The following is a 19,719-nucleotide window of genomic DNA, read 5'->3' on the forward strand; positions in this document are numbered from 1 at the left end:
CTACTCTTCTCTGTCTGGGGAGCCGACCCGACCAGCACTGCTGTTCTCAGCACTGCTGCCCTGGCCGACGGCGTCATCGGAAGCCGGGAAGTCCGCGAGCGCAGCCCATCGTGGATCGATGGTCTTCGTGGATTCGCGATCCGGCAGATCGGCCAACCGCTCGCCGGTCTCGGGATCGAGACCAGGGCAATCCGGTTGGCACACCGGCTGGAACGGCAGTGACAACACCACCGCATCCCTGACCAGAGGTTCAAGATCCACGTGGTCGTCGTGAACCTCGAAGTCAAAAGCTTCCCCAGAAGAATACGCGAAAAGCTCCTGGAAGTCGACTTGGACGGGCTCGCTGATGTCGATCAGGCACCGGCCGCAGACGCCCTTGGCGACGGTGGTCGCTTCGCCGGAGACCAGGACGCCCTCGTGCACGGACTCCAGTCGCAGGTCCAGTTCCATCGCCTCGCCCGCGTCCACGCTGATGAGACCCTCGCCGAGCTTGTCGGGCACGTCGATGCTCAGCGACTCCTCGCGCATCTCGCCGGGGCGGTGCAGGAGGTCGCGCACATTGACGGAGTACGGATTACGAACGGCTGCAGACACGAACGACGATTCTACCCGTCGGACCGCGACGTCGCCGGGCTCCTCGGTCGTCCCTCGAACAGCGAGACCGGCACGAGCGCCGCGCGCATCCGGCGGGCAACGCCCGCGGTCGCGGCGATGGCGCCGACCACGGTCGCGACATCGTCCGCGAGAACGGGATCGGCCCAGACGGTGTCCGGCGGCCCGAACCGCTCCTCCTCCAGTGCCGACAGGAGTTCGGCCAACGCGGCCGTCGCGTCCTGGCGCTGGACGGCATCCGGTTTCGCCTCCGGTGCGTCTTCCCACGTGCGCCGCAGTCGTTCGGCGAACGCCCTCGGCGTCTCGGTCGGCGGTGCGGCAAGACCGAGATCGAGAGCGGATGCCCGCAGCTCTGCCCACGCATCCGACGCGTTCCCCGCGCCGTCGCGCACGTCCGTCAGCCGTCGTCTGCGCAGGTGCCGCCTGAGCAGCGCGGGTGTCATGAGCACGCCCAGGATGATCAGCACGACCGCCGCCACGCTCGTGCTCGACGAGATCGCCTCCGTCGTAGCCTGGGCGCTGGAGACCGTGCTTCCGGGCGCGTCGGTGGCGAACCGCTTCTGCGGCGCCGTCGTCGACGGTCCCGTCGGTGTGTCGGTCGGCTCGGGCGTCGCCGCCTGCGCCGTGCTGTACGACGGAATGGTGCCGCGCCCCACGGTCGGCTCGAAGGGCGTCCAGCCGACCCCAGGGAAGTACAGCTCCGGCCAGGCGTGCAGGTCGTCCGAGCTCACCTCGTAGTCCGACGCGTTGCCCGTGGTTCCCGTCTCGTTGCCGGGAAGGTACCCGACGGCGATACGGGCAGGGATGCCGAGGTCGCGGGCCATCAGCGTCATCGCTGCGGCGAAGTGCACGCAGTAGCCGGCCTTCTGCTTGAGGAACGTGGCGACGGTTCCCGGGGTGTCGCCGTCGTATCCGCCGTCCTTGGGCGCGTTCAGCGAGTATCGGAAGTCGCCGTCGTGGAAATAAGCCTGCAGCGCGACGGCCTTGTCATACGGGGTGGCGGCATCCGCTGTCACGGCGAGCGCGGTGGAGCGGATGATGGACGGCGAGCCGGAGGGCACGAGCAGGTCCCCTTCGACCGACGCCGGGTAGTCCTCCCCCGCAGTGCGGAGCTGCTGCGGCGTCGGCTGCACCGTCTTCGTCGTCACCGTGTAGATCTGGTCGTCGGTCGTCGCCGTGTAGCCGGAGATCGTGAGGTCGTTCTGCTCCCAGCCCCAGCTGCCGTCGAGACCGGACACCCGCTGCACCGGATACGGTGCCGGCAGCCACTGGCTCGTCATGTTGTGCACGTGCACCGTCGTCGTGGTCTTCGCCGTCTTCACACTCTTGCTCAGACCGGGGACAGCGTCGATCGACGCTTCGGAACTGAAGAACGTCGACTTCGACTTGGTGTGCCGCCAGATCTCTCCGGAGAACGTGTCGAGCGTCGTCATGCGCAGGTATCCGGGCGTCGACGCCGACGTCGAGTAGTCGATCACCGTCACAGGAACGGGCCTCCGGAGGTCGGCCCCCAGGTCGATGAGCGCGCTCACGCCCTGTCCGAACACGACGCCCGCCGACGGGATGGCCTGCCGACCCACCTGCTGGAAGCCCGGTGCTGTCGTGCCGATCACGAGCGCCACCACTATCGCACCCGCCGCGATGGCGATGGAGGTGCCGAGTTCGGCTCCCGAACGGCGGGTGCGGCGCACGTCCGCCCGCAACAGCAGCAGGTAGGCGATGAGGCAGAGTACAAGGGCGAACGGCGAGATCCCGCCGTCGAGGAGCGCTGCGGGCGCGAGCAGCGCGGCGATGATCACCACGCCGACGAGTGCCGGCCTGCGCAGCACGATGGCGACGATGTCGGACGCCCACGCGATCACGCCGCCCGCGACGACCATGAGGAACAGGAACTCGGGGAGCGGATCCGCCGGGACTCCCTGGTTGTAGAACGACAGCTGCGCCTTGGCGCTCAGGCGCACGAACTCCGCCACGGTCGCCGGCGTCGGCAGAAAGCCGAACAGCGCCGTCTGCGGGGCGAAGAGCCCGGTGACCAGCAGTGCGAGGGCCGCCAGGGAGAGGATCGGAGCGAGCGCGCGCGGCAGACGCGCTGCGCGGCATCCGGCCGCAACACCGAGCACCACCACGGAGGCCAGCAGCAGCTCCAGCCACCAGGCGGCACCGCTGATCAGCCCGCCGAGCGCCACGGTCAGCGCCGCCATCACGGCCAGGAGCGACAGGCTCAGACGCAGCTCGTCCGCCCGGGCTCTGGCCACCGAGCGGTCGGATGCCGGGCGCTGGTCCCATGACGATCCGCCGCGCGGATGCTGCCAAGGGCCGGTCGTCCGCGTCGCCGTCTCGTCCGTGCGCGTCGGCCGCGCCGTCGTGTCAACCACGATGCGCCACCTGCGATCGGATCCCTGCGCGCTGCCACGCCACGGCCGGCGTATCGCCCGGCTGCACGTCCACGCACTCCCAGCCGCGCCGCTCGAAGCGCTCACGCAACTGCGGACGCTCTCCGACGAAGAAGACGACGGCCGGATCGCAGAGCATCCGCAGACCGGCGATTGCCGCGAGCTCGTCGTGATCCCCGTCGACGACGATCACGAACACCGGCACCGCCTGCGGGTTGCGTCGCAGCGCCGCGCCGAGCACGCCGGCGGCATCCGTCGACTCTGCGGGGTGCTGCGCGATGCCGGCGAGGCCGTTGAGCAGCGAATACGTGCCGCTCGGCGGATCATAGGACGACACCGGCAAGCCGGAGAGGCCGGCCCGGCCCGCACCCGATCTCCCCTGCAGCTGGATGGGCGACGTCTCGGCCACGCCCAGCACGAAGCCCTGATCGATGAGGTGGGCACCGACGGATGCCGCCAGATCGACCGCCGTCTCGAATCGTGCGCCGTCGTCGCCGTGCGGATGATGGTGCCCGTTACGGCGTCCGGCGTCGGTGTCGAGCAGCATCCATGTCTCGGGGTTGCTGCGCGGCTCCTCCTGCCGGACCATGAGCTTGTCGTGACGCGCCGTTGCCCTCCAGTGCACGCGGCGCATCGGATCGCCCGGCCGGTACTCCCGCGCGATCAGCTCGTCCGCGTTCGGGATGCTGTGCTTCACGAGTTCGTGCTCGTATCCCTCGCTCCGAGAGACGTCGAACTCCCCCTCGCCGAGATCCACGATGCGCGGGACAACGATCAACGGCTTCGCCGCACCCACCGCGTAGCGGCAGCGCACCAGCCCGAACGGATCCGTGCGCTCCAGCAGCAACGGACCCGCAGCGAACACGCCACGCGCGTGCGTGCCGATCGTGTACGTCACGGCGACCGTGTCAGAGCGATCCCTGCTGGCCAGCGCGTGCTCGCCGAGCGGCGGAAGCGGAGCGAAACCGGATGCCGTCAGCCCGGGCGGCAGCGCATCCCGCCAGCGCAACGTCGGCGTGCGACGGTTCGACTCGTTGCGCACGGTCACCCGTGCCCTGGCCTTCTCGCCCGCGGTCACGACGTCGGATTCGAAGATCCGGTTGACACTCACCCACGGCCGATCGATCGTGATTGCGATCGCGGCGGCCAAGGGAAGGAGCAGGAGGACGATGCCCAGCACGAGCAGGTCGACGCGGCCGAACACCGCCGCTCCGACCATCGCCAGGACGCCCGCGATCGCCAACCCGGCACCACGCCAGGTCGGCCTCGGCCGCTGCGCTGCGGACCGGGAACGTGTGGCTCCCATGATGTTTCAGGCTACTTCGGCTGCCCCGTCGGCACCGGGGTGGCGGCGACGATGCGGGTGACGACTTCGGCCAGCACGGCGGCCCTCTCGTGATGCTGCCCCATGGCCCTGCTGGTCGGCAGCAAGCGGTGGGCCAGCACGGGTACGGCCAGCGCATCGACGTCGTCCGGCAGCACGAAGTCCCGGCCGTCGAGCGCCGCTCTCGCCTTCGCCGCACGCACCAGCTGGAGCGTCGCGCGCGGGCTGGCGCCCAGACGAAGATCGGCGTCATCCCTGGTGCCGTGCGCGATGGCCACGGCGTACTGCTTGAGGGCGTCGGATGCGAACACCCGCCTGGCGAGCGCCATCATCTCCCGCAGGCGATCGCTGGTGACAACAGCGCCGATGCGCGACAGCGGACTGGAGGTGTCGCGTCCGGTGAGCATCTCGATCTCGGCCTGCTCGTCCGGATACCCCATCGCGATGCGCGCCATGAACCTGTCGCGCTGTGCCTCTGGCAGTTCGTACGTGCCTTCCATCTCCACGGGATTCTGCGTGGCGATCACGATGAACGGATCCGGCAACGGATACGTGGAGCCGTCGACGGTGACGTGCCGCTCCTCCATGCACTCCAGGAGCGCGGACTGCGTCTTCGGAGAAGCGCGGTTGATCTCGTCTCCGATGACGATGTTCGCGAACACCGCGCCCGGCTTGAACTCGAACCGGCGCTCTGGCTGGTTGTAGACCGAAACGCCTGTCACGTCCGATGGCAGCAGGTCCGGCGTGAATTGGATGCGGCTCACGCTGCAGTCGACCGACTTGGCGAGCGCCTTGGCCAGCATCGTCTTGCCGACACCCGGCACGTCCTCGATGAGCAGATGGCCTTCCGCCAGCAGCACGGTGAGCGCGACCCGCACCGCCTCGTGCTTGCCGTCGATCACCGCCTCGACGTTCGAGGCGATCTCGTCGGCAGCGGCTTGTAGTTGCTCGGGTGTGATGGTCGGTTCGGTGTCGGAGAGCTCGGCCACGGCATCCGTGGGGTGCTTGGTCGGAAGACTGTTCATAGCTCCTGCAGATAGTCGTATACCGCACGGGGTACGTACGGGCTCACGTCGCCACCCAGCGCGGCGACCTGACGCACCAGCGAGCTCGACACATGAGCGTTCGCCGGATTGGGCAGCATGAAGACCGTCTCGACACCGGCCAGATCGCGATTGACGATCGCCATGGGCGTCTCGTACGACACATCGACCTGCGAGCGGATGCCCTTGATCAGCGCGTTCGCTCCGACATCCGTGCAGTAGTCCACGAGCAGGCCCATGCTCCACGCTGCCACGAGGATGTTGCCGGGCAGTCGCTCGTCGGCGATGGAGCGCTCGATGAGCGCAACACGCTGAGCGATGGGGAGCATCGCCGACTTGTCGGGGTTGTGCACGACCAGCACGTGGATCTCGTCGAACAGGCGCGCCGCGCGCGCGATCACGTCGAGGTGACCCAGCGTGACGGGGTCGAACGAACCAGGGACAACGGCGATCCTGCTCATAGGTCTTCAGAATAGCGGTGAGGGGTTATCAGATTGTTACCCTCGTCGGCACACTCGCAGGGGATGTTCGGGGAGTGCTCGAATGCGCATCCCGAGCCGTATTCCGCTCCGGACGCGCGCCGTCAGGCTCGGGCCAGGAAGTCCCTCGAGCGGTCCGTGAGCCGGTCGGCGATGGCGGATGCCAGTTCCCGGTGATCCTGCAGCCCTGGATCGTGCTCGAGCACGGCAGCGGCATCCGCTCGAGCCTGTTCGATCACGGCGCCGTCACGGGCGACGCGCAGCAGTCGCAGTGAGGATCGGCCGCCTGACTGGTTGCTGCCCAGCACGTCGCCCTCGCGGCGCAACTCCAGGTCGGCCTCGGCCAGTTCGAATCCGTCGAGGGTCGCCGCGACGGCGTCGACACGCTCCCGTGCGAGGCTGCCCGCCTCGGCGGTCGTGACGAAGAGACACAGACCTGGCACGCCGCCACGGCCGACACGTCCGCGCAGCTGGTGCAGCTGCGAGACCCCGAAACGGTCGGCGTCGAGAACGATCATCGCCGAGGCGTTCGGCACGTCGACGCCCACCTCGATCACAGTCGTCGCCACGATGAGATCGAGCGCGCCGGCGGCGAAGGCGCGCATGACGGCGTCCTTCTCGTCTGCCGGCATCCGTCCGTGCAGCGCCGCCACCCGCTTGCCGGCGAGCAACGGGTTCGCCTGCACGGCGGCGAGCGTCTGCTCGACGGAGGCGACGGGGGTGGCCGATGGCGCGTCATCCGCGTCGTCGACCAGCTCACCGGCGTCGTCCTCCGCTTCTTTCGCGCTGATCGCGGGGCAGACGACGAACACCTGATGGCCGGCGGCGATCTCCTCCGACGCCCGCTCCCAGATGCGGTTCTCCCAGCGCGGATGCTCCTCCAGCGGCACGACGAAGCTCTCGATCTTCTGCCTCCCTGCCGGCAGCTGTGCGATCGTCGACACGTCGAGGTCGCCGAACACCGTCATCGCGACGGTCCGCGGGATGGGCGTGGCCGTGAGCACGAGCTGGTGCGGCGGTGTTGCCGCCTTGCCGCGCAGCACATCGCGCTGCTCGACGCCGAACCTGTGCTGCTCGTCAACCACCACGAGCCCGAGGTCGAAGAACGACACCGCGTCGCCGAGGAGGGCGTGCGTCCCGACGACGATCTGCGCCTGACCGCTGACGGCGCGCAGCATCGCCTTCTTGCGCTCGGATGCGGTCAGTCGGCCGGTGAGCAACGTGGGCATGAGCTCGGCAGCGAGATCGGGGCCGAGCGACGCGACGATGGAGCGCAGGTGCTGTGAGGCGAGCACCTCGGTGGGGGCGAGGAACGCCGACTGGCCTCCGTTGTCCGCGACCTGCAGCATGGCCCGCAGCGCGACGACGGTCTTGCCGCTGCCGACCTCTCCCTGCACGAGCCGGTTCATCGGAACCGGCTGCGCGAGGTCGTGCTCGATCTGCTCGCCCACCGCCTGCTGGTCGGCCGTGAGCTCGAAGGGCAGGTGCGCGTCGAAGCGGGCCGCGTAGCCGTCGGCCACAGGCATCCGTGCGGTTGCGGCGGTCTCGCGAAGCCGCTCGCGCTCCTGAAGCAGTGCCGCCTGCAGCACGAAAGCCTCCTGGTACCGCAACGTGTCTCGGGCGCGTCGCCAGTCGGCGTCGCTCGTCGGCACGTGGATGCCGCGCAGCGCCGCCCCGAACTCCTCGAGTCCGTGCTCGCGCGCGACGTCCTGCGGCACGGGATCGTCCACCGCTCCGAGGTGCGGCAGCACCTCCCGCACCACTCGAGCGACCTTCCAGCTGGGCAGAGTGCCGCTGGCCGGATAGATGGGGATCGGCTGGCTCTGCCACGCCTCGAAGTCCGGTGTCGACGGAGCGGGAGTCGACGGGTCGCCGCGTGCGCCGTCATCGAAGAGCTCGTAGTCCGGATGCGTGAGCTGCAGCGCCCCCTTGTACCTATTGACCTTGCCGGCGAAGATCCCCCGCCTGCCCGGCACGAGCTCATTGGCCCGCCACGCCTGGTTGAAGAAGGTGAGCGTGATGAGGCCAGTGCCGTCCGAGATGGCCACCTCGAGGATGGACCCCCTGCGCTGCCGCATGGGCCGCGTTCCGCACTTCTTCACCTCGGCGACGATCGTCACGTCCTCCCCCGCCGGGAGCTCGGCGAGTGCGGTCAGCTCTCCGCGGTGCGCGTATCGGCGCGGGTAGTGGGCCAGCAGGTCGCCGACGGTGCGATGTCCGAACGCGCGAGCGAAGGCCGCAGCCTGCCGCTCTCCGATCGCGGTCGTCAGCGGAGTGAACAGATTCAGGGCGGACGCGACGACAGGGGAACCCGAGTCTGGGTTCGATCGCGCCTCCGGCATGCGACAAGGCTAAGGGCAACCGCCGACCACGAACCGTCGACGGGGTCGTCTCAGTAAGCGTACATTGTAAACAAACGCCTGAATCGTTGAAGGGAGGCGTCATGGGCAGGCCAAGAACCATCGACCGCTCGGCCGTGCTCGCCGCTGCCATGGCCGTCGCCGACCGGGACGGCCTGTCCGCCGTGACGACACGAGCCGTGGCCGGCGAGCTCTCCGTGTCGACCATGGCGATGTACCGCCACGTGAGAGACAAGGACGAGCTCCTCGACGGTCTCGTCGAGGGCGTCCTCGTGGAACTCGTGGACGGCATCCGAGCGCCCCTCGCCGACGAGCACCTCGAGACGACCGTTCGCGCGTTCCTCGATGCCGCAGTCGCGGTCGCTGTGCGGCATCCGTCGGTGTTCCCTCTGCTGCTGATCCGACCCGTCGTCACCGAGGCGTCGGCAGAAGTCCGCGCTCGAGTGCACGACCTGCTCCGCCGGACGGGCGTTCCGCCCGGCGCGCTCATCGCTGCGGAGCGCGCGACCACGAGCACGGTTCTCGGCGTGGCGGCCGGATACGCAACGGGCCGCCTCACACCCGCACCCCGCGACCGCGACCTTGCGGCGACGAGCACCTTCGTCGCCGCCGGTCTGATGTCGTTGATCGAACCGTTCATCGAGCCGAGCGCATCGTGAGCCGGCGGGCGGTGCTGTTGTCGGAGTCATCCAGCCTCACGGCACGCGAGTTCGTCACCGTGCTCGGTGCGCGGCGCGTCCGCGTCGAGGCGGTCTGCTGGTCGGCGCTGCCCATCGCCCGGTTCAGTCGCTGGTGCGCGCGGGTGCACGAGGTGCCGGCTCCCGGCGCGGATCCCGTCGGCTACCTCCGCGCCGTCGACCGGCTGATGTCGACGGGCCGGTTCGACGCACTGCTGCCCACCCACGAGCAGTCCTGGCTCTTCGCCGTCGGCCGGGCCTTGATCCCGCACGCCGCTGTCATGGTCGCGGATGCCGCCGGCTTCGATCGCCTGCAATCGAAGATCTCCTTCGCTCGCACCATCGATGCGCTGGGGCTCAGACAGCCGGAGTGGCGTCAGGTGCACGGCGCAGACGACCTGGGCCTCCTCGGATACCCGGTGTGGGTGAAGGCGGCCGTTTCGACGGCCGGCAGAGGCGTGCGCCTTGCTCGCAGCCGAGCAGAGGCGGAACGGTGCCTCGCGGAGTTCGCTCCGCTCGGCGAGGTCATGATCCAACGCGGCACTCCAGGCCGCTACCGGCAGGTGCAAGGCGTCTTCGATCACGGGCGGCCGCTGGGCGTCGCCGTCAGCGAACAGCTCGCCGTGGGCGTCGGCGGCAGCGCCGCCGCTCGCCTCAGCGTGCGGGACGACGCCGCCGTCGACGCCCTGTCACGGGTGGGTTCCGCACTGAACTGGCACGGCGGCCTCGATCTCGACTACTTCGACGTCGGGGGCGAACCGGTCTTCATCGAATGCAACCCGCGCATCACCGAACCAGGAAATGTCGCGGCCGCGGGCGTCGACCTGCCTGGTCTCCTGCTCGCGGGAGCGACCGGGGACGACCTGCCCGACGCGAGGGTCCTCACTCGCCCCGGCGTGCGTACGCGCTCCACGATGGCGGTGGCGCTCGGCGCGGCGGAGCGCCAGGCGACGCGTCGTGCGGTCGTCGCCGCCCTCTTCCGCTCGGTCACACGCCGTCCGCCGCTGACTGCGACCACCGAGGTGCTGACGCCGGTCTTGCGCGATCCGCCGAGCATCGTGCCGTTCGCAGTCGCCACTGCTTCAGTGCTCGTGCGACCCGGTGCCGTCGCTCGGCTGTCGTCGGGCGCCGTGGGCAGCTACAGCGTCACGCCCGACGCCATCGCTGCAGTGCGCGAGGCTCTCTGAACCCGCCGACCCCGTAGCCTGAACGGCATGACGCGCATCGTCTCCGGGTTCGCCGGATCCCTCGGCCTGAGCGTTCCGAAGTCCGGAACCCGGCCGACGAGCGACCGCGTGCGCGAGGCGATGTTCTCCGCTCTCGAGTCGATGGATGCCGTACACGGCATGCACGTGCTCGACCTGTATGCCGGATCCGGTGCGCTCGCGCTGGAGGCCGTCAGCCGCGGTGCGGCATCCGCCGTGCTCGTCGAGCAGAACGCGCAGGCCGCTGCGGTGTGCCGGGCGAACGCGGCTGCCGTGCTGAAATCCGCGGCGAAGGCGGGCGACGGCATCCGTCCGCGCATCGATGTGCGGACGTCGTCGGTGCGCTCCTACCTGGCACACGCGGGAGACCGGAGCGTTGATCTCGCGTTCCTCGATCCGCCGTACGACGTGGGTGAGCCCGAGCTCGCCGACGTGCTCGCCGCCCTGACTCCGCTGCTCGATGCGGATGCTCTCGTGCTCGTCGAGCGCAGCGGACGCTCCCCCGAGCCGACGTGGCCCGAGGGTCTCGAGCCGCTGCGCAGGCGCTCATACGGCGAGACCGCGGTGTGGTTCGCTCAGCCGGCGACGCCGTCCCAGCCCGAGTAGGGATCCCAGCCGCCCGCTCCCCGATACGGATGACCGTCGACGCTCACGCGCACGACATCCGCGGATCCATCCCCTGCCGGTTCGTGCCCTGCTGATTCGTCCCCGACCGTGCCGGTAGCGTCCGCAGACAGGACCCGGCCGATGGTGCGGAACGGATCCGGCAGCACGGCGTCAGGCGGGAAGCACGCCAGCAGCGCGTGATCCTCGCCGCCGGCCAGAGCAAGCGCGGGGTCGTCGCCGAGGGCCGCCGCGTGCAGGTCGATCCGCACGCCTGATGCGGCAGCGATCCGTGCCGCGTCCAGCGCGAGCCCGTCGCTCACGTCGAGCATGGCCGTCGCTCCTGCCGACGCCGCCGCCGGGCCGGCCTCGATCGGCGGCACCGGTCGACGCTGCAGCGCCACGTCGGGAACGCGAGAGGCGACGGATGCCGCGCGCGCGGCATCCGGAACCCCGTCGCCGTCGACCCCGTCGGCGAAGAGGGCGCGGAGACCCGCCGCAGCGCGCCCCATTGTGCCGGCGTGCGCAACGACATCGCCCGGCCTGGCGCCGGAGCGGAGCACGGGCACCCGACCCTCGAGGTCGCCGAAGGCCGTGATGGCGAGGGTGAAGACATCCGAGACGGACAGGTCGCCGCCGACAACCCCGCATCCGGGCGCCAGCGCGTCGCAGGCGATGCGCAGGCCGTCCGCGATCTGCTCGAGCACGGCGACCGGTGTCTCGTTCGGCGCCGCGATCGCGACCACGAGCGCGGTCGGACGCGCGCCCATCGCCGCGACGTCGGACAGGTTGGTGGCTGCGGCCTTCCAGCCGATGTCCTCGGGCGTCGACCACGCCCAGCGGAAGTCGGGGCCGGCGATCATCATGTCCGTCGTCACGACGTACCTGCCGTCGGGTGCGGCGAGCACCGCCGCGTCGTCGCCGGGACCGACGATCGTCGCCGCGGAGTCCGGCAGCCTGGGGAAGATGCGACGCAGCGTCGCGAGCTCCCCCGCCTGGGCGAGGGTCAGAGCATCCGCATCGTCGAACGGTCCGTCGTGCATGCCCCGCCCAGAATGCGCCATGCCGCCACGCTATCGCGACGTGCGTCGCTCACCCACCCGGTCGGCTCGGCCCCGGACGCGACGAATGCGCGCCCCAGGGTTCCCACTTCAGTCGCAGACATCGCGACGTGCGTCGCTCACCAGCTCAATCGGGTCGGCCCTTGACGCCAAGGACGCGTCCAGGGCTCTCCCCGGGGCCGCGGATATTCTGAGGACGATGTCCTCCCACCGCCCCCGCCGGCTTCTGGCCGCCCTCGTCGCCTGCTCCGCGGCCCTTCTGCTCGCCGCGTGCGCGCCAACGGTAGCGCTGGATCCGGCTGCGGATGCCAACAACCCGCGATGCGCGGACGTGACCGTGCATCTGCCCGACACGGTTGCAGACAAGGCAGAGCGCGAGACGAACGCACAGGCGACGGGCGCCTGGGGCGATCCCGCCGTCGTGCTGCTGCGCTGCGGCGTCGCACCCATCGGCCCCACCACGAAGCCGTGCATCACGGTGAACGGCATCGACTGGGTGCTGGAGAACGATCCGGCGTCGTCTTCGCTGCGCTACATCACGTTCGGCCGCATCCCGGCGACCGAAGTGGTCATCGCGCACGGCAAGAACGGCGTCACGGACGCGGACGTGCTCCCGGCGCTCGCGGATGCCATCGGCACGATCCCGCAGCAGAAGCAGCAGAAATGCCTCGACACGTCCGACGTGACGTCCCCGACGGGCACTCCCACCGCGACACCGACGGCGACGTCCACTCCGGCTCCGACGAACTGAGCCGCCAGCGCGCGCGGGTTCACGTGCGCGAACGCACGGAACAGCCACCACCGCAGTGGTCGCCACCGCGGTGATGCACAAACCACGACGACCGGCCCGGGGCGTCCATCATGGATGCGCCCGGGCCGGCCGTGACGTTGCTTCGAAGCTGTGTTCGAGGCTGTTGTTTAAAGGGCGCGGATGTTCGTCGCCTGCGGGCCCTTCTGACCCGCCTCAGTGTCGAACTCGACCTTCTGGCCCTCTTCGAGGTTGCGGTATCCGCCCCCGGTGATGGCCGAGAAGTGAGCGAACACGTCGGCGCCGCCGTCGTCAGGCGTGATGAACCCGTAGCCCTTGTCGGAATTGAACCATTTGACCGTGCCAGTGGCCACGATTGTCTCTCTTTCGTATCGGCGCTTCATTGCGGAAAACGCACCTTGCGTTCTCCGTGTTCAGCCGACTGTTGTTTTTCCACCAACACGTAGGTTCGGGTGATGGAGCTTCGAGCCTAGCGCGTGCGTGGCCCTGCATCCTCCGCACGCCGATGGGCGACGAGCGGGATCGCACTGTTCAAGGGTACCCGGGCGCAGCGACCGGGACCACCATTCGGCGGCAGAACATCGCGACTTGTTCCGGCAAAGGGCGATCCGCTGCCCTTTGCCGCGTCGACCGATCTGCGGCAGACAGCTCAGGACGTGCGCAAATCAGCCGCGCTGGAGCGCGAGGTCGATCAGCTCGTCGATGAGTGCCGGGTAGCTGAATCCCGATTCCTGCCACACCTTCGGGAACATCGAGATGGGCGTGAAGCCCGGCATGGTGTTGACCTCGTTGATCACCCAGCCGTCGTCCGTCAGGAAGAAGTCCACTCGGGACAACCCGGCGGCATCGATCGCCTGGAAGGCACGCACCGCGAGCGACTGCATCTCGGCGAGCTGGTCGTGCGTGAGGTCCGCGGGGCAGACGAGGTCCACGCCCAGTGCGCCGAGGTACTTCGCCTCGAAGTCGTAGAACCCTCGCGCGGACACCACGATCTCTCCGGCGACGGATGCCCGTGGTCGCTCCCCTGGACGAGCCCCGAGCACTCCGATCTCCACCTCCCGCCCGGCAACAGCAGACTCCACGAGGGCCTTGCCGTCTTCGGCGAACGCGACCTCGAGTGCGTCGCCCAGGCCTTCGGCAGAGGTGATCTTGGTCACGCCGACGCTGGACCCGGCACGTGCCGGCTTCACGAAGAGGGGCGAGCCGAGGGTGCGCACCCGGTCGGCAACGGCATCCTGTGAGCGCTCCCACTCCTCGCGGGTCACCGTGACCCACGGCGCCACCTCGATGCCTGCTGCCTGCAGCACGATCTTCGTGTAGTGCTTGTCCATGCCGAGCGCGCTGCCGAGCACTCCGGATCCGACGTACGGGATCCCGGCCAGCTCAAGCAGGCCCTGGATCGTGCCGTCCTCGCCCCAGAGCCCATGCAGGATGGGGAAGACCACATCCACCTCCCCGAGCGATGTGACGACGCCGTCCCGCTCGACGGTCAACTCGCGCGAGCGCGCCGAGTCCGGCCAGCGCACGCGGCTTCCGTCATCGCGGACCTCCGGAAGGGCATCCGGGTCCAGCGCGAACGCCGCGGGGTCGTCGCGTTCGAGCACGAAGGAGCCGTCGCGCGTGATGCCGACGGGGATGACGTCGTACCGGTCGCGATCAAGCGCCCCGAGTACCCCGCCCGCCGTGGCGCAGCTGATCGAATGCTCGCTCGAACGCCCGCCGAAAAGAAGCACGAGGACGCGCTTGTGAGTCATCCGTAGTCCTTTCACCCCGAGGGGTGTCGTCCGTGGTGAGGTGGGGGGCCAGATCCGCAGGTGCAAGCGTACCGGCTAGCACCTGTCCCACCTGCTCGACGATCGGCATCTGCACGCCTTTGGCCTTCGCGAGGGCGAGGATCGGCGCGACGGATGCCAGTCCCTCCGCGGTCTGATTCATCTGCTTGACCACCTCCGCGAAGGCGTAGCCCTGGCCGAGGAGCCTGCCTGCCGTGTTGTTGCGCGACAGCGGGGACTGGCACGTCGCGATCAGGTCGCCGAGGCCGGCCAGGCCCGCCAGCGTCTCGCGCTCTGCTCCGTGCGCGACAGCGAAGTCCGTCATCTCGACGAGGCCGCGCGTGATGATCGACGCCTTGGTGTTCTCGCCGTAGCCGACGCCGTCGACGATGCCGATGGCGACGGCGATGAGGTTCTTCAGCACGCCGCCGAATTCGGTTCCGATGACATCCGTGTTCACGAACGACCGGAAGTACGGGTTGCGCGCCGCGAGAGCCACCTCGTGCGCGGTCTCGATGCTGCTCGAGGAGACCACGGCAGCCGTCGGCTGCTTCTTGGCGATCTCCAGGGCGAGATTCGGACCGGATGCCACGGCGATGCGATCCGGGTCGATGCCGAGCACCTCAGCGATCACCTCGCTCATGCGCAGCCCCGTGCCCTTCTCGACGCCCTTCATGAGACTGACGACGGGGATGTCGGGCGGCAGCACCGGCTCGATGGCGATGAGGTTCTCGCGCAGCGTCTGGCTCGGAACCGACACGAAGACCTGGTCCGCACCGCGCAGCGCCGCCGCGAGGTCCGAGGAGGCGGTGAGATTCCGTGGCAGGTTGATGCCCGGCAGGTACTGGCTGTTGCGTCGTGCCTCGCGGATCTCGCGTGCGGCCTCTGGCCGGCGTGCCCACAGCGTCACGTCGGATCCGCCGTCCGCGAGCACCTTGGCGAACGTGGTCCCCCAGCTGCCCGCGCCGAGCACCGTGACGCGCCGCGCGGGCGCCGGCTTAGCCCTCAAAGCGCCCCGTCTCACTCTGCGCGTGCGCGGCCGGATCCCAGCGCGTCTCCGGCGCCTTCTCGCCTCGCAGCGCCTCCAGCTCGTGCGTGATCGCCTGCATGATCTTCTCCGTCGCCTCGTTGAGCACGGTGGCGGTCATCGGCTTGCCCCTGAACTCATCGAGGTCGACGGGCTTGCCGATCGAGAACGTGATCTTCTTGCGCGGGAACAGGCTGATCTTTTTCGAGTAGCGCGCCATGATCTGCTGCGTTCCCCAGTGCGCGACGGGGATCACCGGGATGTCATAGTCCAGCGCGATCCGCGCGGCTCCCGTCTTGCCGCGCATCGGCCACAGGTCGGGGTCGCGCGTGAGCGTGCCCTCCGGATAGACCACGACGATGTAGCCCTCGTCGACGATGTGCTGTGCCTGCGCGACGGGCGCGCCGCGTCCCCCGTGGCTGCGGCTCACCGGCACCTGGCCGGACGACCTGAGGAACCAGCCGACGACCGGGACCTTGAACAGGCTCTCCTTGGCGAGGAACCGCGGCTGGCGGCCGTGACGCCACAGCATGGACCCGACCACCAGCGGGTCGATCTCGCTGTAGTGGTTCGGTGCGATCACGAAGGATCCCTCGAGCGGCAGGTTCTCCTTGCCGCGCACCTTGAACGAGGAGATCGTGCCGATGAGAGGCACGACGATGCCGGCTCCCACCCAGAACACGCTCGGGCGGAATGTCTCCTTGCGGATCCGGTGCTTCTTCGGGGTGCGGTCGGCAGGCACGATTGCGGCATCCGGTTCGTCGGGTGTTTTCGGCACCCGCCCATTATCCGCTATGCCGTATGCCGCCCCGGCCTTGGCGAGTACGCCGAAGGGCTCAGCGTTGCCCTAGCCCTCGAGCGTGAAGTCGGCGCCGAGCTGCTCGAGCTTGCCGATGAAGTTCTCGTAGCCGCGGCTGATGATGCCGACATTGCTCACGGTCGACGTGCCGTTTGCCGTCAGCGCCGCGATGAGGTGGCTGAAGCCGCCGCGCAGATCGGGAACCTCGACGTCGGCCGCGTGCAGCGTGGTCGGTCCGGAGATGACGGCGGAGTGGTCGAAGTTGCGCTGGCCGAAACGGCACGGGTGGCCGCCCAGGCACTCCTTGTGGATCTCGATCGTCGCACCCATCTCGACGAGGGCGTCCACGAATCCGAAGCGCTGCTCGTACACGGTCTCGTGCACGATGGACACGCCGTGCGCCTTGGTGAGGGCGACCACGAGCGGCTGCTGCCAGTCAGTCATGAAGCCGGGGTGGACATCCGTCTCGATGATGACCGGCTTGAGCACTCCGCCCGGGTGGTAGAACCGGATGCCGTCGTCGTGGATGTCGAACGCGCCGCCGACCTTGCGGAACACATTGAGGAATGTGAGCATTTCCGCCTGGTGGGCGCCGCCCACGAAGATGTCGCCCTCGGTTGCCAGGGCGGCTGCGGCCCAGCTGGCGGCCTCGTTGCGATCGAAGAGTGCCGTGTGGCTGTAGCCGGTGAGACGCTGCACGCCCTCGATGCGGATCACACGGTCGGTGTCGACCGTGATGATGGAACCCATCTTCTGCAGGATGTTGATGAGATCCATGATCTCTGGCTCGATCGCCGCTCCGCGCAGCTCCGTGATGCCGTCGGCCTTCGTGGCCGTCAGCAGCACCTGCTCCGTCGCTCCGACGCTCGGGTACGGCAGCTCCACCTTCGCGCCGTGCAGGCCGTTCGGCGCGGTCATGCGGATGCCGCTGGGCAGCTTCTCCACGACAGCGCCGAACCGACGCAGCACCTCGAGGTGGTAGTCGATCGGACGGTCGCCGATGCGGCATCCGCCCAGGTCGGGGATGAACGCCTCACCGAGCGCGTGCAGCAGCGGTCCGCAGAAGAGGATCGGAATGCGGCTGGACCCGGCGTGAGCGTCGATGTCGGCCATGTGGGCGCTCTCGACGCCCGTCGGGTCGAGCAGCAGCACGCCCTCGTCGGGACCGTCGGTGACCTTGACGCCGTGGATCTCGAGCAGACCGCGGACGACCCGGACATCGCTGATGTCCGGGACGTCGCGGAGTTCGCTCGGTCCGTCGGCGAGGATGGCGGCCACCATCGCCTTCGTGACGAGGTTCTTCGCCCCCTTCAACTGGATGCGCCCGCGAAGGGGACGTCCACCGTTGATGGTGATCTTCTCGGCAGTCAGACCCACTCGGGCTCCCGCCGCCTGCGCATCCTGAAGAAGAGAGTTCACTAGATTTTCACCGGCAATGTCTTGGGCCGCCATGCTTCGCGGCGTGCTTCGAATTCTGTGATCTGCGCCTCGTCACGCATGGTGAGACCGATGTCGTCGAGCCCCTCCAGCAACCGCCACCTAGTGTAATCGTCGATGTCGAAATCGACGGTGAGGCCGGCCACGGTCGCCTTTCGCTCAACCAGGTCGACCGTGGCCTCTATTCCCGGAGCGGCATCGATCGCCGCCCAGATCTTCTCGAGGTCGGCCTCGCTGATCGTTCCGGTCAGCAGTCCCTGCTTGCCCGAGTTGCCTCGGAAGATATCGCCGAATCGCGGGCTGAGCACGGCCGTGAAGCCGTAGTCGCGCAGCGCCCAGACGGCGTGCTCACGCGACGATCCGGTACCGAAGTCCGGCCCCGCGATGAGGATCTTTCCCTGGCGGAACGGCTCCTGGTTGAGCACGAACTCCGGGTCCTGGCGCCACGCGTAGAACAGCGCATCGTCGAATCCGGTCTTCGTGACCCGCTTCAGGAACACGGCGGGGATGATCTGGTCGGTGTCGACGTTCGACCGCTTCAGCGGAACGGCGACGCCCGTCAGCGTCGAGATCTTCTCCATGTCAGTTCTCCCCTTCGTTCACCCGACGAGGCGCAGCCCCGTCGGCGCTGGCGTCGCGGCGAGAGCCCACAGGGCTCTCGCTTTCAGCTCCAGCGCGCAGGTCCCACGGGCTGGACAGCGTGCCGCGGATGGCGGTGGCAGCAGCCACGACCGGCGAGACCAGGTGGGTGCGTCCGCCCTTGCCCTGTCGTCCCTCGAAGTTGCGGTTCGAGGTGGACGCGCAGCGTTCGCCAGGTGCCAGTTGATCGGGGTTCATGCCCAGGCACATGGAGCATCCGGCGAAACGCCACTCGGCTCCGAATGCCTCCACGACCTTGTCGATGCCCTCCGCCTCGGCCTCCAAGCGCACGCGCGCGGATCCGGGCACGACCATGACGCGCACGCCGTCGGCCTTCTTCTTGCCCTTGATGATCGAGGCGAAGGCGCGCAGGTCTTCGATGCGGGAGTTCGTGCAGGATCCCATGAACACGGCATCCACGTGGATGTCTTTCAGCGGCGTGCCCGCTGCCAGATCCATGTACTCCAGGGCGCGCTCCGCCGCGGCCTGCGCGTTGGGGTCCTCGAAGCTCGCAGGCGCCGGGATGACGCCGCTCAGCGACACGCCTTGGCCCGGGTTGGTGCCCCAGGTCACGAACGGCTCCAGCGTGTCGGCGTCGATGAACACCTCGGCGTCGAACGTCGCGCCCTCGTCGGTGGGCAGCGTCTTCCAGTACTCGACGGCGGCATCCCAGTCCTCGCCTTCCGGCGCGTGCGGACGGCCCTTCAGGAACTCGAACGTCGTCTCGTCGGGGGCGACCATGCCTGCGCGGGCGCCCGCCTCGATCGACATGTTGCAGATGGTCATGCGGCCATCCATCGACAGTGCGCGGATGGCGCTGCCGCGGTACTCGAGCACGTAGCCCTGTCCCCCGCCGGTGCCGATCTTCGCGATGACGGCGAGGATGATGTCCTTCGCCGTGACGCCGGGACGCAGCGTTCCCTCGACGTTGATCGCCATCGTCTTGAACGGCTTCAGCGGCAGCGTCTGCGTTGCCAGCACGTGCTCGACCTCGCTCGTGCCGATGCCGAACGCCATGGCGCCGAACGCGCCGTGCGTCGAGGTGTGCGAGTCGCCGCAGACCACCGTGATGCCCGGCATGGTCAGGCCCAGCTGCGGGCCGACGACGTGCACGATGCCCTGCTCGATGTCGCCCAGCGAGTGCAGACGGATGCCGAACTCGGCGGCGTTCTTGCGCAGCGTCTCGATCTGCGTGCGGCTGGTGAGGTCGGCGATCGGCTTGTCGATGCCGATCGTCGGGGTGTTGTGGTCCTCGGTGGCGATGGTGAGGTCGGGCCGGCGCACCTGCCGGCCCTCGGCACGCAGGCCGTCGAAGGCCTGCGGGCTCGTCACCTCGTGCACCAGGTGCAGGTCGATGTAGATGAGGTCGGGACTGCCGTCCTCACCCTTCACGACCAGGTGGTCGTCCCAGACCTTCTCGGCCAAAGTACGAGGATGCTGCGTGCGAGGTCGTGCGCCCGCGACGGTGCCGCTTGCGCGCACGGCATCGGATGCTGTGCTCATGCTGTCGAATCTCCTT

Annotated in this window: 18 protein-coding genes; 4 read left to right on the forward strand and 14 right to left on the reverse strand. The window is 68.9% G+C overall.

Annotated elements, in window-relative coordinates:
• From ACX9R5_RS13960 to ACX9R5_RS13985, 6 genes are all read right to left on the reverse strand, one after another.
• On the reverse strand, positions 1-528 hold the full coding sequence (locus ACX9R5_RS13960) for a YceD family protein (protein ID WP_459409691.1): 528 nt from the start codon (positions 526-528) through the stop codon (positions 1-3).
• Between the two features lie 77 nt (positions 529-605).
• Entirely contained in the window at positions 606-2,987 is a 2,382-nt protein-coding gene (locus ACX9R5_RS13965) for a transglutaminase family protein (RefSeq protein WP_459409626.1), read from the reverse strand.
• Positions 2,980-4,311 carry a DUF58 domain-containing protein gene (locus tag ACX9R5_RS13970; RefSeq protein WP_459409627.1) on the reverse strand — a complete coding sequence of 444 codons (1,332 nt, stop codon included), beginning with the start codon at positions 4,309-4,311 and terminating at the stop codon, positions 2,980-2,982. The genes ACX9R5_RS13965 and ACX9R5_RS13970 overlap by 8 nt, the downstream gene beginning before the upstream one ends.
• 11 nt (positions 4,312-4,322) lie before the next feature.
• Positions 4,323-5,354 carry an AAA family ATPase gene (locus ACX9R5_RS13975; protein WP_459409628.1) on the reverse strand — a complete coding sequence of 344 codons (1,032 nt, stop codon included), beginning with the start codon at positions 5,352-5,354 and terminating at the stop codon, positions 4,323-4,325.
• Complete coding sequence (coaD, locus tag ACX9R5_RS13980) at positions 5,351-5,833, reverse strand: pantetheine-phosphate adenylyltransferase (RefSeq protein ID WP_459409629.1); 483 nt, start codon at positions 5,831-5,833, stop codon at positions 5,351-5,353. Before coaD ends, ACX9R5_RS13975 begins: the two co-directional genes overlap by 4 nt.
• 122 nt (positions 5,834-5,955) lie before the next feature.
• A complete protein-coding gene (locus tag ACX9R5_RS13985; RefSeq protein WP_459409630.1) occupies positions 5,956-8,193 on the reverse strand; it encodes an ATP-dependent DNA helicase RecG in 2,238 nt (745 codons plus the stop codon).
• 101 nt (positions 8,194-8,294) lie between these two features.
• On the opposite strand from ACX9R5_RS13985, the gene ACX9R5_RS13990 reads away from it, so the two are divergent.
• The 3 genes from ACX9R5_RS13990 to rsmD are packed head-to-tail and all read left to right on the forward strand — an operon-like array spanning position 8,295 to position 10,699.
• On the forward strand, positions 8,295-8,870 hold the full coding sequence (locus ACX9R5_RS13990; protein WP_459409631.1) for a TetR/AcrR family transcriptional regulator: 576 nt from the start codon (positions 8,295-8,297) through the stop codon (positions 8,868-8,870).
• The gene (locus ACX9R5_RS13995; RefSeq protein WP_459409632.1) at positions 8,867-10,075 is read left to right on the forward strand and encodes an ATP-grasp domain-containing protein; all 1,209 of its coding nucleotides are present in this window, start codon (positions 8,867-8,869) and stop codon (positions 10,073-10,075) included. Before ACX9R5_RS13990 ends, ACX9R5_RS13995 begins: the two co-directional genes overlap by 4 nt.
• A 27-nt stretch (positions 10,076-10,102) precedes the next feature.
• A complete protein-coding gene (rsmD, locus tag ACX9R5_RS14000; RefSeq protein WP_459409633.1) occupies positions 10,103-10,699 on the forward strand; it encodes a 16S rRNA (guanine(966)-N(2))-methyltransferase RsmD in 597 nt (198 codons plus the stop codon).
• On the opposite strand, the gene thiL is transcribed toward rsmD, so the two are convergent.
• Positions 10,669-11,760 carry a thiamine-phosphate kinase gene (thiL, locus tag ACX9R5_RS14005; RefSeq protein ID WP_459409634.1) on the reverse strand — a complete coding sequence of 364 codons (1,092 nt, stop codon included), beginning with the start codon at positions 11,758-11,760 and terminating at the stop codon, positions 10,669-10,671. The genes rsmD and thiL overlap by 31 nt on opposite strands.
• Positions 11,761-11,956: 196 nt before the next feature.
• On the opposite strand from thiL, the gene ACX9R5_RS14010 reads away from it, so the two are divergent.
• The gene (locus tag ACX9R5_RS14010) at positions 11,957-12,508 is read left to right on the forward strand and encodes a DUF3515 family protein (protein ID WP_459409635.1); all 552 of its coding nucleotides are present in this window, start codon (positions 11,957-11,959) and stop codon (positions 12,506-12,508) included.
• A 167-nt stretch (positions 12,509-12,675) separates the two neighbouring features.
• On the opposite strand, the gene ACX9R5_RS14015 is transcribed toward ACX9R5_RS14010, so the two are convergent.
• From ACX9R5_RS14015 to leuC, 7 genes are all read right to left on the reverse strand, one after another.
• On the reverse strand, positions 12,676-12,879 hold the full coding sequence (locus ACX9R5_RS14015; RefSeq protein ID WP_346769172.1) for a cold-shock protein: 204 nt from the start codon (positions 12,877-12,879) through the stop codon (positions 12,676-12,678).
• A 312-nt stretch (positions 12,880-13,191) separates the two neighbouring features.
• Positions 13,192-14,280 (reverse strand): D-alanine--D-alanine ligase family protein, encoded by a 1,089-nt coding sequence (locus ACX9R5_RS14020; protein WP_459409636.1) that lies wholly within the window; start codon positions 14,278-14,280, stop codon positions 13,192-13,194.
• On the reverse strand, positions 14,183-15,307 hold the full coding sequence (locus ACX9R5_RS14025; RefSeq protein ID WP_459409637.1) for an NAD(P)H-dependent glycerol-3-phosphate dehydrogenase: 1,125 nt from the start codon (positions 15,305-15,307) through the stop codon (positions 14,183-14,185). The genes ACX9R5_RS14020 and ACX9R5_RS14025 overlap by 98 nt, the downstream gene beginning before the upstream one ends.
• The gene (locus tag ACX9R5_RS14030) at positions 15,297-16,103 is read right to left on the reverse strand and encodes a lysophospholipid acyltransferase family protein (RefSeq protein ID WP_459409638.1); all 807 of its coding nucleotides are present in this window, start codon (positions 16,101-16,103) and stop codon (positions 15,297-15,299) included. Before ACX9R5_RS14030 ends, ACX9R5_RS14025 begins: the two co-directional genes overlap by 11 nt.
• Before the next feature lie 69 nt (positions 16,104-16,172).
• On the reverse strand, positions 16,173-17,543 hold the full coding sequence (murA, locus tag ACX9R5_RS14035) for a UDP-N-acetylglucosamine 1-carboxyvinyltransferase (protein WP_459409639.1): 1,371 nt from the start codon (positions 17,541-17,543) through the stop codon (positions 16,173-16,175).
• Entirely contained in the window at positions 17,543-18,142 is a 600-nt protein-coding gene (gene leuD / locus ACX9R5_RS14040) for a 3-isopropylmalate dehydratase small subunit (RefSeq protein WP_459409640.1), read from the reverse strand. The genes murA and leuD overlap by 1 nt, the downstream gene beginning before the upstream one ends.
• Position 18,143: 1 nt before the next feature.
• Positions 18,144-19,703, reverse strand: coding sequence for a 3-isopropylmalate dehydratase large subunit (gene leuC / locus ACX9R5_RS14045; protein ID WP_459409641.1), 1,560 nt, complete (start codon positions 19,701-19,703; stop codon positions 18,144-18,146).
• Between the last annotated feature and the right edge of the window lie 16 nt (positions 19,704-19,719).

The organism is Rathayibacter sp. CAU 1779 (assembly GCF_054551755.1).